We start from the raw sequence: 15469 nt of genomic DNA on the forward strand, positions 1-15469 counted from the left end.
GGAATCCCGTTTTTTATTGGGCGTCATGCTAGGAGTTGATGATGCGTCTGACCCTGAAATCCAAAGTCCTCCTGCTGGCCATGGTGCCGGTGCTGCTCTTCGCCCTGGTGCTCAGCGGCGGAGCGGTGCTGATCCTGAAAAAACAGGCTGATGCCGAAGTCAAGGATACCCGCGAGCGCCTGCTCGGCGACCGTCGTGCCGAACTCGAGCACTACGTGCAGATCGCCATGGGCAGTATCCAGGCCGAGTACGACCGCTCGGCCAACGGCGACCTGAATGCCCGCGCCGAGGCCATCGCGCGCCTGTCGAAGATCAAGTACGGCAAGGACGGCTATATCTTCGGCTACGACTCCCAGGTGGTGCGCCTGTTTCGCGGCGACAGCCCGGTGGACGTCGGCAAGAGCTTCCGCGACCGCCGCGATCCCAGCGGCGTCTACCTCAACCGCGAACTGGTGGAGGCCGGCCGCAACGGCAGCCACTACGTGACCTATACCTCGCCGCTGCCGGGCAACGAGAGCGTCATGGTGCCCAAGCTGTCCTACACCCTGTACCTGCCGAAGTGGGACATGGTTATCGGCTCGGCGATCAACCTCGACGGCGTCGAGGCCCAGTTGGTGGAAATCAAGCAGGACATCGACGAGCGTATCGGCACCCTGATCGCCAGTATCGTGGGGATCGCCGGCGTCCTTCTGGTGGTCCTGCTGGTGATCGGCCTGGCGGTGGCCAACGCGATGCTGCGGCCGTTGCACCAGATCCGCCAGAACCTCGATGACATCGCCGCCGGCGAAGGCGACCTGACCCGTCGCCTACCGGTGACCAGCTACGACGAGCTGGGCGAGCTGGCCGGTTCCTTCAACCGCTTCGTCGAGAAGATCCACGGTCTGGTGCGGCAGATCGCCGGGATGACCGGCGACCTCAAGCAACTGGTGGAGCAGATGTCGGCCCAGGCCGAGCGTTCCGAGCAGGCCATGGAGCGCCAGCGCCACGAGACCGACCAGGTCGCCACCGCGATCAACGAGATGTCCGCCGCCGCCCATGAAGTGGCGCAGAGCGCCCAGCGCGCCGCCGAGGCCGCGCAGCAGACCGACCACGAAGGCCAGGCGGCCAAGCGAGTGGTGGACGGCAGCATCGAGCGCATCCACGCGCTGGTGGACGAGATCCGCGACAGCGGGACTTCTCTGGATAGCCTGCAGCAGGACGTGCAATCCATCGTCAGTGTGCTCGGGGTGATCCGCTCCATTGCCGAACAGACCAACCTGCTGGCGCTCAACGCGGCCATCGAGGCGGCCCGTGCCGGCGAGGCCGGACGTGGCTTTGCGGTGGTCGCCGACGAAGTGCGGGCGCTGGCCAGCCGCACCCAGCAGAGTACCCAGGAAATCCAGGGCATGATCGATCGCCTGCAGCAGGGCACCAACGCCGCGGTCGACGCCATGCGCCGTTCCGGCGAGGCCGGCGAGGGCACCAGCAACCAGGCCAACCAGGCCGGCGATTCGCTGGATGCCATCGCCCAGCTGATCGCCACCATCAACGCGATGAACGCGCAGATCGCCAGCGCCGCCGAGGAACAGACCGCGGTGGCCGAGGAGATCAACCGCAGCGTGCACCAGATCGCCGGCGCGGTGGACAGCGTCGCCGACGAGGCCCAGCAGGGCGCGCAGACCGCCCGCAGCCTGGCGCAACTGGGCCAGGGCCTGGGCCGACTGGTCGGTCAGTTCCGCATCTGACCCTTCCCCCGCGCGACCGCTGCCGGCAAAAGAGCCAGCCGGCAGTGGTGCGCCACAGAGCCTTCCTGTCATTATTCGGCGGAGTCGGCCGGCAGTCGTGAACGATCCACGTCCGCCGGCTGACTAATGCTTTGCTTCCCACTGCCAGATGGATTGGACATGCTCGACACGAAACTGGAATCCCGGACTTTTCTCCTGTTGCTGGCGGTGGTCACGCTCGCCTTCGGCTGGCTCTTGCTGCCGTTCTACGGCGCGGTGTTCTGGGGCACCATCCTGGCGATCATCTTCGCCCCGGTGCAACGCCGCCTGCAGGTGCGCCTGAGGGATCGGAAGAACCTCGCCGCGCTGATCACCCTGCTGATCTGCGTGCTGATCGTGATCATCCCGGTGATCTTCATCGCCGGTTCGCTGGTGCAGGAAGGCGCGAGCGTCTACCAGCGGGTCAAGTCCGGCGAACTGAACTTCGCCGCCTACCTGCAGCAGGCGGTGGCCGCCTTGCCGCCATCGGTGCACCAGTGGCTGGAGCGCTTCGACCTGGCCAATCTCTCGAGCCTGCAGGAGAAGCTCTCCTCGGTAGCGATGCAGGCCAGCCAGGTGGTGGCGACCAAGGCGTTCAGCATCGGCCAGAACACCCTCGACTTCGTCATCAGCTTCGGCATCATGCTCTACCTGCTGTTCTTCCTCCTCCGCGACGGTCGCGTGCTCGGCCGGCGGATCAAGCAGGCGGTGCCGCTGAGCCAGGAACACAAGCACCACCTGTTCGCCAAGTTCACCACGGTGATCCGCGCCACGGTGAAGGGCAACATCGCCGTGGCTGCCACCCAGGGCGCTCTCGGCGGCCTGATCTTCTGGCTGCTGGGCATCGAGGGCGCCTTGCTCTGGGGCACCCTGATGGCCTTCCTGTCGCTGCTGCCGGCCATCGGCGCGGCGCTGATCTGGGCGCCGGTGGCGGCCTATTTCCTGCTCACCGGGGCGATCTGGCAGGGCGTAGTGCTGATCCTGTTCTGCGTGGTGGTGATCGGCCTGGTGGACAACATCCTGCGCCCGATCCTGGTCGGCAAGGACACCAAGATGCCGGACTACGTGGTGCTGATCTCCACCCTCGGTGGCATGGCCCTGTTCGGCCTCAACGGCTTCGTCATCGGCCCGCTGATCGCTGCGCTGTTCATGGCCAGCTGGGACCTGTTCACTGGCCGCGAGGAAGAACCGCAGGCCTGAGTCGCGCCCGTGGCAGACAAGCCCCGCGAATGCGGGGCTTGTTCGTTTCAGGCCTTGAAGGTCAGCCACGGACGCAAGCGTGCCAGCGGCCGGATCAGCCCGGCACGCTCCTGGGCATCGATCACCGGCCCCACCGGCTTGTAGGCGCCCGGGGCCTCTTCGATGCGGCGCTCCTCACGGAGGGTCACGCAGTGCCAGGGCAGCGCGCTGTCGCCCGGGCCTTTCAGCGCTCGTAGCGCCTGCCGGCGGATGCTGCGGCCGGCCCCATGGCTGCAGGACCATAGCCAGTCCGGGTGTCCCAGGCCGCTGGCGATGTACGAGTAATCGCCCATCGAGCCGGGAATCAGCAGCAGATCGCCCTGGCGGGCCGGCGTGGCGCCCTTGCGGTGGAGATTCAGGCCCTGTTCCTGGAGCACCACGTTGTGCGGGACGTCCACCAGCAGGGCGCTGTCGTCGCGCTGGAAGGTCTCGCGCAAGACCTTGCGCACCAGCTCCGCCAGCACCACCCGGTTCAGCCAGGCATAGCGCGCAGCGCCACCCATGGCCTGGAGGTATTCTCCGGCCAGCTCGCCGCCCAGCGCGTAGAGGCCGGACGCGGGGTGGCGCCGGCCGCGCGGCCAGGCGGTGCGGGCACGGTCCATCCAGCGCTGGCCGACGTGGAAGCCGACATCGCGCGAGCCGCTGTGGATCATCACCACCAGTTCGTCGGCCCTGAGGCCCAGGGCGAAGGCCTGGTGGCGGTCGAGCAGGCGGTCCACCACCTGCAACTCGACGAAGTGATTGCCGGAACCGGTGGTACCCAGGCCGGGATCGCGGATCAGGCTGCGGCGGCGATCGCGCAAGGCCTCGGGGGCATACTCGAGACGCCCGCCGAATTCATCCAGGCCGATGCAGCCCTGTAACTCGCGGAACAGCCGCGCCTGGTCGACCTCGGCCCACAGGCCGTCTTCGCTGAGACGCTCCAGGCAGTGCCCGGGGCTTTCGGCGAACAGCGCTTCGAACGCCTGGACCCGCAATGGTACGTCGCGACCGTTACGCAGCAGGACGTGGGTCAGGCCGGCGACCAGGGCTTGCCTGTGCTCCTCGGCGCTGGACAGGGTCAGGCCGGTACGCAGCAGGCGCATGCCGCAATTGATGTCGGTGCCGATGGCAGCGGGAATGACGAAGTCCGCCGTACTGGCGACGATGGAGCCGACCGGGGCGATGCTGCCGGGATGGAAGTCCGGCGTGGCGCAGGCCTTGCAGACGTGCCCGGTGTCGCCGGGTGCCTGGACCGAGGCGAAGTCGAGCAACTGGCGCACGGCCTTTTCCTCCAGCGCGAAGCTGGCGGGCAGCAGGACCTGGGCCGAAGTACCGTCGTGACGACGGGTGAGGGTGACGATGTCCTGCTGGCGGTCGACGAGGATGCCGCTGCGCAGGAAGGCTTTTTCAAGCCGGGAATGTTTGGACATGACAGTGCCGCTCTACAGACAATGCGAAGCCGTCCGGTGGAAACCGGAGGCTGGCGTCTTTCCGCTCAGCAGCACAGGCGGGAAGGGAGCGCGGACTCTAAGGTCCGCGCGCGCCGCTGTCAACCGGCGGCGGACCTCGGCTTGAGCGCGCAGGTGGCGAGGAAGGTCGGCATGAAGCGGTCGATGACGAAGCGCGGGTGCGGTTGCCAGTCTTCGTAGAAATCCTGCAGCAGCAGGCCGGCGGTGAGCTGGCCGGCGATCTGCTGGGTCAGGCTATGGCCGAACACCAGGGCTTCGCCTTTCTCGCGCTTTGCCGCGAGGGCTTCGGCGGAGAGGCTTTCCAGGTCGGAGTAGGGCAGGCGATGTCGCGGCCGGATCAGGCCCTGCTCTGCCAGTTCCGGCGAGCGGTCCTCGATGAACAGCGCCGGGTTGTAGAAGCTCGCCAGCAGCTTGCCGCCCGGCCGCAGCACCCGCGCGCATTCGCGCCAGACCGGCAGGACATCGTCGACGTAGAGATTGGAGATGGGATTGAAGACCAGGTCGAAGGAGGCATCGGCGAAGGTCGAGAGGTCGCGCATGTCGCCCTGCACGCAGGCCAGTTCGAGGCGGTCGCGGGCGGCGACCTGGCGGTCCTTGTCCAGCTGTCCCGCCGAGGCGTCGAACAGCGTGACCCGTGCGCCGGCGGCGGCAAGGATCGGCGCCTGCTGGCCGCCGGCCGAGGCCAGGCAGAGGATCTCGCGGCCGCGTACGTCGCCCAGCCAGTGAGCGGGTAACGCGCCCGGGGTCAGCTTCACCGCCCAGTCGCCGCGGCGTGCGGCGGCGACCTCTTCGGCGCTGACCGGTCGCGACCATTCGCAGTCCCGGGCGGCCTGGGCGTCCCAACTGGCGCTGTTGTGTCGCAGGACGTCGATATCGTGGAAGGTGGGCATGAGGCCTCCGGGTTCATCCATGGAGCGCGGAGCATGCCACGGCAGCGGGGCAGGGTGCGTGGGGCGGGCCAAAGAAAAACCCCGCCGAGGCGGGGTTTTCGTGGAGCGGGCGACTCAGCCGGCGAGGGCCAGGCCGGAATGCTGGAGGATTTCCAGCAGCGGCTGCGGGTAGACGCCGAGGAAGAACGCCAGCAGGGCGATGGCCACCAGCATGATGCCGCCGGCGCGCTGGCCCCAGTTGAACGGTGCGTCGTGCTGGCGGATGCCGGGCTCGACCAGGAACAGGGTGACCATGACCCGCAGGTAGTAGTACAGGCCGATGGCGCTGCCCAGCACCAGGGCGCCGATCAGCCACCACAGGTGCGACTCGACGCCGACCGCGATCACGTAGAACTTGCCGATGAAGCCGGCGGTCAGCGGGATGCCTGCCAGCGACAGCATCATCACGGTCATCACCGCGGTCAGTACCGGCCGGCGCCAGAACAGGCCGCGGTACTCGAACAGCGCATCGGCGTCGCGGCCGCTGTACGGGGTGGACATCAGGGTGATCACGCCGAACGCGCCGAGGGAGGTCAGTACGTAGGTGGCCAGGTAGACGCCGACCGCTTCCACGGCCATGCCCTTGCTGGCGATCAGGGCGACCAGCAGGTAGCCCAGGTGGGCGATGGACGAGTAGCCGAGCAGGCGCTTGATGTTGCTCTGGGTCAGTGCCAGCAGGTTGCCGAAGAGGATCGAGGCGACCGCGATGACGCTCAGGGAGATGTTCAGCAGTTGGTTGTCCAGGGCCGCAGGGGCGATCTGGAACAGCCGCAGCAGCACGGCGAACACCGCGACCTTGCTGGCGGTGGCGAGGAACGCCGAGACCGGCGCCGGGGCGCCTTCGTAGACATCCGGGGTCCACAGGTGGAAGGGCACCAGCGACAGCTTGAAGCCCAGGCCGACCAGCATCATGCCTACGCCAACGCTGACCAGCGGACCGCTCAGCACGTGCTCGGCGACCTTGGCGCCAAGGCCGGCGAAGCCCAGGGTACCGGACTCGGCGTAGAGCAGGGCCATGCCGAACAGCAGGAAGGCGGAGCCGGCGGCCGAGAGCACGGTGTACTTGATGCCGGCTTCCAGCGAGCGCTTGTTGAAGAAGGCGTAGGCGACCATCCCGTAGACCGGGACCGAGAGCAGCTCCAGGCCGATGAACAGGCTGGCCAGGTGCTGCGCGCTGACCAGCACCAGGCCGCCGGCGGTGGCCAGCAGCAGGAGCAGGTACAGCTCTTCGCGGTTACCCGGATAGCTTTCCATGTAGGCGTGGGCGAGGGTCACGCAGGCCAGGGCGGAGACCAGCACCAGGGCCATGTAGAAGCAGGCGTAGTTGTCCACCAGCACCAGCGGTGTCACCTCGATCGGGGTGACGCCGAGGACCGGCAGCAGCGACAGCAGGGCCAGGTTGAGGCCGATCACCGAGAGGGTGGCGGTGAACGAGTGATTGCGTTTCCAGGCTACCGCCAGCATCACCACCACCAGGGTGGCGCTGGTGATCAGCAGTGGCAGGAGCGCGATGAAGTGTTGGATCGTAAAGGTCATTTCGCGACTACCGTCCTGCAAGGGTGGAAAGGGCTGCGCCCAGCCATTGCTGCACGCCGTGCATGCTGGCCGCGGAGATGTCCAGCACTGGCTGCGGGTAGACCCCGAGCAGGACCAGCAGGACCGCCAGGCCGAGCACCATGCTCAGTTCGCGGGCATCGAGGCCGAGGATCGGCTCGTCGGACTGGCTGGGGCCGAAGTAGGCGCGGTGGATCATGATCAGCGAGTAGACCGAGGCGAAGACCAGGCCGAAGGTGGCGATCACGATGATCACCGGGACCACCTTGAAGGCGCCGATCAGGATCAGGAACTCCCCGACGAAGTTGCCGGTGCCGGGCAGGCCCAGCGACGCCGAGGCGAAGAACAGGCTGATCGCCGGCAGGTAGGGCATGCGCGACCACAGGCCGCCCATCTTGCGCATGTCGCGGGTATGCAGGCGCTCGTAGAGCTGGCCGCAGAGGATGAACAGCGCCGCGGCGGAGAGGCCGTGGGCGATCATCTGCACCACCACGCCCTGCAGCGCGACCTGGCTGCCGGAGTAGATGCCGATCATCACGAAGCCCATGTGCGAAACGCTGGAGTAGGCGACCAGGCGCTTGATGTCGGTCTGCGCGAAGGACAGCAGGGCACCGTAGAAGATGCCGATGATGCCGAGCCACATGGCGATCGGCGCGAATTCCGCCGAGGCGTTGGGGAACAGCGGCAGGGCGAAGCGGATCAGGCCGTAGGCGGCGGTCTTCAGGAGGATGCCAGCGAGGTCCACGGAGCCGGCGGTGGGCGCCTGGGCGTGGGCGTCCGGCAGCCAGGAATGCACCGGCACCACCGGCATCTTCACCGCGAAGGCGACGAAGAAGCCGAGCATCAGCAGCCATTCCACGTGGGGGCTCAGCTGGGTCTTCAGCAGGGTGGCGTAGTCGAAGGTGATCACGCCGGTGGCGTTGAAGTTGACGAACACCAGGCCGAGGATCGCCACCAGCATCACCAGGCCGCTGGCCTGGGTGAAGATGAAGAACTTGGTGGCGGCGTAGATGCGGGTCTTCTTGCCGTCATCGGAACTGTGTCCCCACAGCGCGATGAGGAAGTACATCGGCACCAGCATCATTTCCCAGAAGAAGAAGAACAGGAACAGGTCGATGGCGAGGAACACGCCGATCACACCGCCCAGGATCCACAGCAGGTTCAGATGGAAGAAGCCGATGCGGCGCTGGATCTCGTTCCAGGAGCAGAGGACCGAGAGCACGCCGAGCAGGCCGGTGAGGGCGACCATCAGCAGCGACAGGCCATCCATCGCCAGGTGGATGCTGATGCCGAGACGCTCGATCCACAGCACCTTGAATTGCAGGGTCCATTCCGGCTCGCCGCCGGGCGCGGGCGCCAGCTGGAAGTCGCCGGTGGCCCAGATCCACAGGCTCAGGATCAGGACCAGGGTCATCGAAAGCAGCGCGATCCAGCGGGGCAGGGTCTTGCTGCTGTGTTCGGCGATCCAGCAGAGGAAACCGCCGATGAAGGGGATCAGGATTAGCCAGGGCAGAATCATGACAGGCTCAGTCTCTCCGTGAATTCGTTAGGCCAGCAGCAGCGCGCCGAGCAGGATGGCGGCGCCACCCACCAGGGAAGCGGCGTACCAGCGCAGGCGGCCGTTCTCGGTGAGGCTGAGGAGGTTGTGTCCGCCGCGCACGCTGAACGGAACGACGCCCAGGGTACGGTCGATGGGGTCGCGCCCCAGCAGTTGGCAGAGCAGCAGGTAGGGTTTCACGAACAGCTTGTCGTACAGCCAGTCGAAGCCCCAGGCGTGGTACCACCAGGTACCGAAGAAGCGACCCGGGGCGCTCTTCGCCAGGGCGCTGACGAAGCGGCGCTGGCCGAGGAAGAGCAGGGCGGCCAGCAGGATACCGGCGATGGCGATGGCACCCGAGGCCAGTTCCAGGCTGTGCTTGGCTTCGCCACCGGCGTGGCCGACGCTTTCCGGCAGGACGCCAGCCAGCGGCGGGGTGATCAGGGCGCCGACGAAGGTCGACAGGACGATCAGCACGCTGAGCGGCAACCAGTGGGAAATCCCGTGGCCGGCGTGGGCTTCGGTCTTCGGCTCGCCGTGGAAGGCGACGAAGATCAGGCGGAAGGTGTAGATCGAGGTCAGGAACGCACCCACCAGGCCGGCGATCAGCAGTTCGCGATGGCCGCTGGCGAAGGCCTCCCAGAGGATCTCGTCCTTGGAGTAGAAGCCCGCGGTGAGGAAGGGCAGGGCGGCCAGCGCCGCACCGCCGACCACGAAGCTGGCGTAGGCCAGCGGCAGCTTCTTCCACAAGCCGCCCATCTTGAAGATGTTCTGCTCGTGGTGGCAGGCGACGATCACCGCGCCCGAGGCAAGGAACAGCAGGGCCTTGAAGAAGGCGTGGGTCATCAGGTGGAAGATCGCCGCGTCCCAGGCGCCGACGCCGAGGGCGAGGAACATGTAGCCGATCTGGCTCATGGTCGAGTAGGCGAGGATGCGCTTGATATCGGTCTGTACCAGGGCGGCGAAGCCGGCCAGGACCAAGGTCACCGCGCCGACGATGCCGACCAGTTCGAGGATGTCCGGGGCCAGGGTGAACAGGCCGTGGCAACGGGCGATCAGGTAGACGCCGGCGGTCACCATGGTGGCGGCGTGGATCAGCGCGGAGACCGGGGTCGGGCCGGCCATGGCGTCGGCCAGCCAGGTCTGCAGCGGCAGCTGGGCGGACTTGCCGACCGCGCCGCCGAGCAGGGCCAGGGTCGCCAGGGTCAGCCAGAGGTTGCCTTCCGGGAACTTCTGCGGCGCCAGCACCAGCAGCTCCTGGATGTTCAGGGTGCCGAACTGCTGGAACAGGATGAACAGGCCGAAAGCCATGAACACGTCGCCGACGCGGGTGACGATGAATGCCTTGAGCGCCGCGTTACCGTTGTTGCGATTGCTGTAGTAGAAGCCGATCAGCAGGTAGCTGCACAGGCCCACGCCTTCCCAGCCGAAGTAGAGGAACAGCAGGTTGTCGCCCAGCACCAGGAACAGCATGCTGGCGATGAACAGGTTGGTGTAGGCGAAGAAGCGCGAATAGCCGGTTTCGCCACGCATGTACCAGGAGGCGAACAGGTGGATCAGGAAGCCGACGCCGGTAACCACGCCGAGCATGGTTACCGAGAGGCCGTCCAGGTACAGGGTGAAGTTGGTGCTGAAGTCGCCGGCCGCCATCCACTGCCACAGCACCAGGCTGTAGGCACCGCCTTCCGGCGGACTGCTGTGGAAGCTGAAGATGGCCCAGGCCGCGCTTAGGGCGGAGAGGCCGACCGAGCCGACGCCGACCAGCGCCGAAAGGTTTTCCGACCACCTGCCGCGGGAGAACGACAGCAGCAGGAAGCCGACCAGGGGGAACAGGAAGGTAAGAGGTAGAAGGTTCATCCGCGCATCTCGCTGGCAGCGTCGATATCGAGGGTGTGGAAGCGGCGATACAGTTGCAGCAGGATCGCCAGGCCGATGCTCGCTTCGGCGGCCGCGAGGCTCAGCACCAGGATGAACATCACCTGGCCGTCGGGTTGGCCCCAGCGGCTGCCGGCGACCACGAAGGCGAGGGCGGCGGCGTTCATCATCACTTCCAGGCTCATCAGTACGAACAGGATGTTGCGTCGCACCATCAAGCCGACCAGTCCGAGGGCGAACAGGACGCTGGCGAGGGCCAGGCCGTGTTCCAGTGGTATTGCGTTCATAGCGTTACGTTCCCTTGGGGCGGGCGCAGGGCGCCCGCCGAACCTTTATTGTTTGGCGTCTTGACGACCCAGGTGATAGGCAGCGACCAGGGCCGCGAGCAACAGCATGGAGGCCAGTTCGACCACCAGCAGGTACGGGCCGTAGAGGCTGATGCCGACCGCCTTGGCGTCTACCGTGGTATGGCCGATGCCGGCACCGCTCGGGGTGCGGGCGAGGACCACCAGCAGTTCCACCAGCAGGACCAGGGCCAGGGCCGAAGGCCCGACCCAGATGCCGGGCGTGAGCCACTTGCGCTCCTGCTCGACCACGGCCGGGCCGAGGTTGAGCATCATCACCACGAAGACGAACAGAACCATGATGGCGCCAGCGTAGACGATGATCTCCAGGGCACCGGCGAAGGGTGCGCCGAGGCTGAAGAAGGTCATCGAGATGGCCAGCAGGGAAATGATCAGGTAGAGCAGGGCATGCACCGGGTTGCTGTTGGTGATGACCCGCAGCGTGGCCAGTACGGCGACGCCGGCAGCGAAATAGAAAGCGAATTCCACGCGACGTCTCCTTATGGCAGCAGGCTTTTCACGTTGATCGGTTCGGCTTCGTTCTGCGCGGCGCCTTTCGGCTTGCCGGCGATCGCCATCCCCGCAACGCGGTAGTAGTTGTAGTCCGGGTTCTTGCCCGGCCCGGAGATCAGCAGGTCGTGCTTCTCGTAGACCAGGTCCTGGCGCTTGAACTCGCCCATCTCGAAGTCCGGGGTGAGCTGGATCGCGGTGGTCGGGCAGGCTTCCTCGCACAGGCCGCAGAAGATGCAGCGCGAGAAGTTGATGCGGAAGAACTCCGGATACCAGCGACCGTCCTCGGTCTCGGCCTTCTGCAGGGAGATGCAGCCAACCGGACAGGCCACGGCGCACAGGTTGCAGGCTACGCAGCGTTCCTCGCCGTCGGGGTCGCGGGTCAGGACGATCCGGCCACGATAGCGCGGCGGCAGGTAGACCGGCTCTTCGGGGTATTGCAGGGTGTCGCGCTTGCGGAAGGCATGGCCGAAGATCATCACCAGGCTGCGAAGCTGGGTGAAGGTGCCATGCACGACGTTGATGATTTCTTTGATCACGGTGGTTCTCCTTACTGGGCCGCGGCCAGCACGAGCGCGCCGGTCACCAGCAGGTTGATCAGGGTCAGCGGCAGGCACACCTTCCAGCTGAACGCCATCACCTGGTCATAGCGCGGACGCGGCAGCGAGGCGCGGATCAGGATGAAGAGCATGATGAAGAAGCCGGTCTTGGCGGCGAAGTAGAAGAACGACAGCCAGGGCAGGGTGTCCAGGAACGGACCGTGCCAGCCGCCGAAGAACAGGGTCGCCAGCAGCGCCGAGACCAGTACGATGCCGATGTACTCGCCGACGAAGAACATGCCCCATTTCATCCCGGCGTACTCGATGTGGTAGCCGTCCGCCAGTTCCTGCTCCGCTTCCGGCTGGTCGAACGGGTGACGGTGGGTCACGGCGACGCCGGCGATGATGAAGGTGCAGAAGCCGAAGAACTGCGGAATGATGAACCAGACGTTGTCGATCTGGTACTGGACGATGTCGCGCATGTTGAACGAGCCGACCTGGGCGACGATGCCCATCAGCGACAGGGCCAGGAACACCTCGTAGGAGATGGTCTGGGCCGAGGCGCGCAGGCTGCCGAGCAGGGCGAACTTGTTGTTGCTCGACCAGCCGGCGAACAGCACGGCGTACACCGTCAGGCCGGCCATGGCGAAGAAGAACAGGATGCCGATGTTCAGGTCCGCCACGCCCCAGGTGGGGGTGATCGGCACGATGGCGAAGGCGACGAGCAGGGCGCCCATCGCGATTACCGGGGCCAGGGTGAAGATCATCTTGTCGGCGAAGGGCGGGGTCCAGTCCTCCTTGAAGAACATCTTGACCATGTCCGCGCCGAGCTGGAACGCACCGAACGGACCGACCCGGTTGGGGCCGTAGCGGTCCTGCCAGAGGCCGAGCAGGCGGCGCTCGACCCAGCTTAGCAGGGCGCCGCAGATGACCACGGCGAGCAGCACCACGATGGCCTTGACCACGGTGAGGATGATGGTGACCAGAGCGGGAGTCAGCCAACTCATTGTGCAGCCTCCTGCAGACCTTCCACGGAGCAGCCGGCGATCGCCGCCGGGATGCCGGCGAAGCCGACCGGCAGGCCGATCAGGCCGGCGCCGAGTTGTTCATCGATACGCAGCGGCAGGCGCAGGGCCTGGCCCTTGAGCTGGAAGCCGAGGGTCGCGCCGTCGTTGACGCCGAGGCGGTCCGCGTCTTCCTTGGACAGGGCGACGTAGGTCTCCGGGATGCGCTGCTGGATCGGCGCGGCCCGCGAGCTGTTTTCCTCGCTGCCGAACAGGTGGTACAGCGGCACTACCTTCCAGCTGTCGGCCTTGGCGCTGAACGGCACCGGCACGGCCTGGAACCAGTCGAGGCCTTCGCCCTTCGGTTCGATCAGGCGCACGCCGGGGTCGCCGGCGCGCAGGTGGCCGCCGACCTCGTCCTGGAACTTGTTCCAGGCCTGCGGCGAGTTCCAGCCCGGCGACCAGGCGAACGGGATCTGCTGACGGTCTTCCTGGCTGCCGGAGTAGCCTTCCATGGAGAAGGCGAACGCCGAGTCGATGTCCTGCGGGGTGCGCGGCTCGTGCACGCTGATATTGGCGCGCATGGCGGTACGCCCGCTGTAGCGGTGCGGTTCGCGGGCCAGCTTGAGGCCCTTGATGCGGAACGAGGCGGCCGGTGCGGCGTCGCGGATGCCGGCCAGGATCGGCTTGGCCTCGGCCACGGCTTCGGTGACGTGGTCCAACTGGGTCCAGTCGACGCGCTTGCCTTGCAGGGTGCTGTGGATCGCATGCAGCCAGCGCCAGCCCTCGCGGACCATGTTCCTGGCGTCGTAGTAGGTCGGGTCGAACACCTGGAAGAAGCGCTGGGCGCGACCTTCCTGGCTGACCAGGGTGCCGTCGCCTTCGGCGAAGCTGGCCGCCGGCAGCACCAGGTGCGCCTTGGCGGTGGTGGCGGTCTGCTGGTGATCGGCGACGATCACCACCTTGGCCGCCGCCAGGGCCGCGTCGACACGGGCGGCGTCGGTGCGGCGATAGAGATCGTTCTCCAGCACCACCACGGCGTCGGCCTGTCCGGAGGTCAGTCGCTCGAGCGCGGCTTCCACGGAGTCGCCGCCGAAGAGCGCCAGGCCGAGGCTGTTGGCTTCGCCGACCACCAGGCTGATGGAACCGTTCTTCTCGCGCTGCTTGAGGGCCTTGGCGATGTTCGCCGCGGCTTCGATCAATGCCTTGTTGCCCAGCGAGTTGCCGGACACTACCAGCGGACGCTTGGCCGCCAGCAGGGCATCGGCGATGCGCTGGGCGAAGGCCTGGGCCTGCGGGTCGAGGTCGGCCACGGACGGGGCGCTTGGGTCGATCGCGTGGGCCACGGCGAAGCCGAGGCGAGCGAGATCGTCCGGCGCGGCGTGGACGGTTTCCTCGGCCACGTCGTCGAGGCGGGTCGCGCTGACGCTGGCGATGAACAGCGGGTTCTGCGCATGCTGGGCGATGTTCTTCACCGCGGCGTCGAGCCACGGCTGGACCTTCATGTCGGCGGCCATCTCGACGGCCTTGCCCTTCACCGACTGGCGCAGGGCTAGGGCGATGCGGGCGGCGGTCTGGGTCAGGTCCTCGCCGAGGACGAAGACCGCGTCGTGGTCCTCGATGTCGCGGATGCTCGGCACCGGCAGCGGGCCTTCCTGCATGACCTGCAGGATCAGGCGCAGGCGGTCGAGCTCGCCTTCGTTGATGCCGCTGTAGAAGTTGCCTTCGCCAACCAGCTCGCGCAGGGCGAAGTTGCTTTCCAGGCTGGCGCGCGGCGAACCGATGCCGACCACCTTGCGCTCCTTCAGCAGGGCGGCGGCCTGGTCGAGGGCGCCGTCCAGGCTCAGCTTCTGCTTGCTCAGCACCAGCAGCGGCTGGCGCGGACGGTCTTCGCGGTTGACGTAGCCGTAGCCGAAGCGACCGCGGTCGCAGAGGAAGTAGTGGTTGACCGAGCCGTTGTAGCGGTTCTCGATGCGGCGGATCTCGCCGTAGCGCTCGCCGGGGCTGATGTTGCAGCCGCTGGAGCAGCCGTGGCAGATGCTCGGGGCGAACTGCATGTCCCACTTGCGGTTGTAGCGCTCGGAGTGGGTCTTGTCGGTGAACACGCCGGTGGGGCAGACCTCGGTGAGGTTGCCGGAGAACTCGCTTTCCAGTACGCCGTCCTCGACCCGTCCGAAGTAGACGTTGTCGTGGGCGCCGTAGACGCCGAGGTCGGTGCCGCCGGCGTAGTCCTTGTAGTAGCGCACGCAGCGGTAGCAGGCGATACAGCGGTTCATCTCATGGGCGATGAACGGGCCGAGTTCCTGGTTCTGGTGGGTGCGCTTGGTGAAGCGGTACCGGCGCTCGTTGTGGCCGGTCATCACCGTCATGTCCTGCAGGTGGCAGTGACCGCCTTCCTCGCACACCGGGCAGTCGTGCGGGTGGTTGGTCATCAGCCATTCGACGACGCTGGCGCGGAACTGCTTGGCCTCTTCGTCTTCGATGGAGATCCAGGTGTTGTCGGTGGCGGGGGTCATGCAGGACATGACGAGGCGACCACGCTTGTCGTTCTCGTCGGTGTACTGCTTCACCGCGCACTGGCGGCAGGCGCCGACGCTACCGAGCGCCGGGTGCCAGCAGAAGTAGGGAATGTCGAGACCGAGGGACAGACAGGCCTGCAGGAGGTTGTCTGCACCATCGACTTCGAGCGTCTTGCCGTCTACGTGGATAGTGGCCATGGTTCAAGTCTTCGTTGGCCCGTTGTCA

At 66.6% G+C, this 15469-nt stretch carries 12 protein-coding genes; 2 read left to right on the plus strand and 10 right to left on the minus strand.

What is annotated here, in order from left to right; translation table 11 throughout:
- The first annotated feature begins 38 nt into the window (after nt 1-38).
- A complete protein-coding gene (locus ACYAF3_RS23120) occupies nt 39-1724 on the plus strand; it encodes a methyl-accepting chemotaxis protein (RefSeq protein WP_010895628.1) in 1686 nt (561 codons plus the stop codon).
- A 159-nt stretch (nt 1725-1883) separates the two neighbouring features.
- Nucleotides 1884-2942 (plus strand): AI-2E family transporter, encoded by a 1059-nt coding sequence (locus ACYAF3_RS23125; RefSeq protein ID WP_003113380.1) that lies wholly within the window; start codon nt 1884-1886, stop codon nt 2940-2942.
- Between the two features lie 47 nt (nt 2943-2989).
- Here the strand turns inward: ACYAF3_RS23125 and ACYAF3_RS23130 are convergent, their stop codons facing one another.
- The 10 genes from ACYAF3_RS23130 to nuoG form a co-directional block, all read right to left on the minus strand.
- The gene (locus tag ACYAF3_RS23130) at nt 2990-4393 is read right to left on the minus strand and encodes an RtcB family protein (RefSeq protein ID WP_003116715.1); all 1404 of its coding nucleotides are present in this window, start codon (nt 4391-4393) and stop codon (nt 2990-2992) included.
- Between the two features lie 119 nt (nt 4394-4512).
- Nucleotides 4513-5322: a class I SAM-dependent methyltransferase gene (locus tag ACYAF3_RS23135; protein WP_024928924.1), complete on the minus strand. Its 810-nt coding sequence runs from the start codon at nt 5320-5322 to the stop codon at nt 4513-4515.
- A gap of 114 nt (nt 5323-5436) precedes the next feature.
- A complete protein-coding gene (nuoN, locus tag ACYAF3_RS23140) occupies nt 5437-6897 on the minus strand; it encodes an NADH-quinone oxidoreductase subunit NuoN (protein ID WP_003090482.1) in 1461 nt (486 codons plus the stop codon).
- 7 nt (nt 6898-6904) lie between these two features.
- Entirely contained in the window at nt 6905-8434 is a 1530-nt protein-coding gene (nuoM, locus tag ACYAF3_RS23145; protein WP_003097684.1) for an NADH-quinone oxidoreductase subunit M, read from the minus strand.
- A gap of 27 nt (nt 8435-8461) precedes the next feature.
- Nucleotides 8462-10309 carry an NADH-quinone oxidoreductase subunit L gene (gene nuoL, locus ACYAF3_RS23150; RefSeq protein WP_003097681.1) on the minus strand — a complete coding sequence of 616 codons (1848 nt, stop codon included), beginning with the start codon at nt 10307-10309 and terminating at the stop codon, nt 8462-8464.
- Nucleotides 10306-10614, minus strand: a complete 309-nt coding sequence (gene nuoK / locus ACYAF3_RS23155; RefSeq protein WP_003090475.1) for an NADH-quinone oxidoreductase subunit NuoK — start codon at nt 10612-10614, stop codon at nt 10306-10308. Before nuoK ends, nuoL begins: the two co-directional genes overlap by 4 nt.
- Before the next feature lie 45 nt (nt 10615-10659).
- Complete coding sequence (nuoJ, locus tag ACYAF3_RS23160; RefSeq protein ID WP_003090473.1) at nt 10660-11160, minus strand: NADH-quinone oxidoreductase subunit J; 501 nt, start codon at nt 11158-11160, stop codon at nt 10660-10662.
- Between the two features lie 11 nt (nt 11161-11171).
- Nucleotides 11172-11720, minus strand: a complete 549-nt coding sequence (gene nuoI, locus ACYAF3_RS23165) for an NADH-quinone oxidoreductase subunit NuoI (protein WP_003090467.1) — start codon at nt 11718-11720, stop codon at nt 11172-11174.
- 11 nt (nt 11721-11731) lie between these two features.
- Nucleotides 11732-12727 (minus strand): NADH-quinone oxidoreductase subunit NuoH, encoded by a 996-nt coding sequence (gene nuoH, locus ACYAF3_RS23170; RefSeq protein ID WP_003090465.1) that lies wholly within the window; start codon nt 12725-12727, stop codon nt 11732-11734.
- Nucleotides 12724-15441 carry an NADH-quinone oxidoreductase subunit NuoG gene (nuoG, locus tag ACYAF3_RS23175; RefSeq protein WP_003122603.1) on the minus strand — a complete coding sequence of 906 codons (2718 nt, stop codon included), beginning with the start codon at nt 15439-15441 and terminating at the stop codon, nt 12724-12726. Before nuoG ends, nuoH begins: the two co-directional genes overlap by 4 nt.
- Between the last annotated feature and the right edge of the window lie 28 nt (nt 15442-15469).

Source organism: Pseudomonas sp. TZ252, from assembly GCF_056110345.1.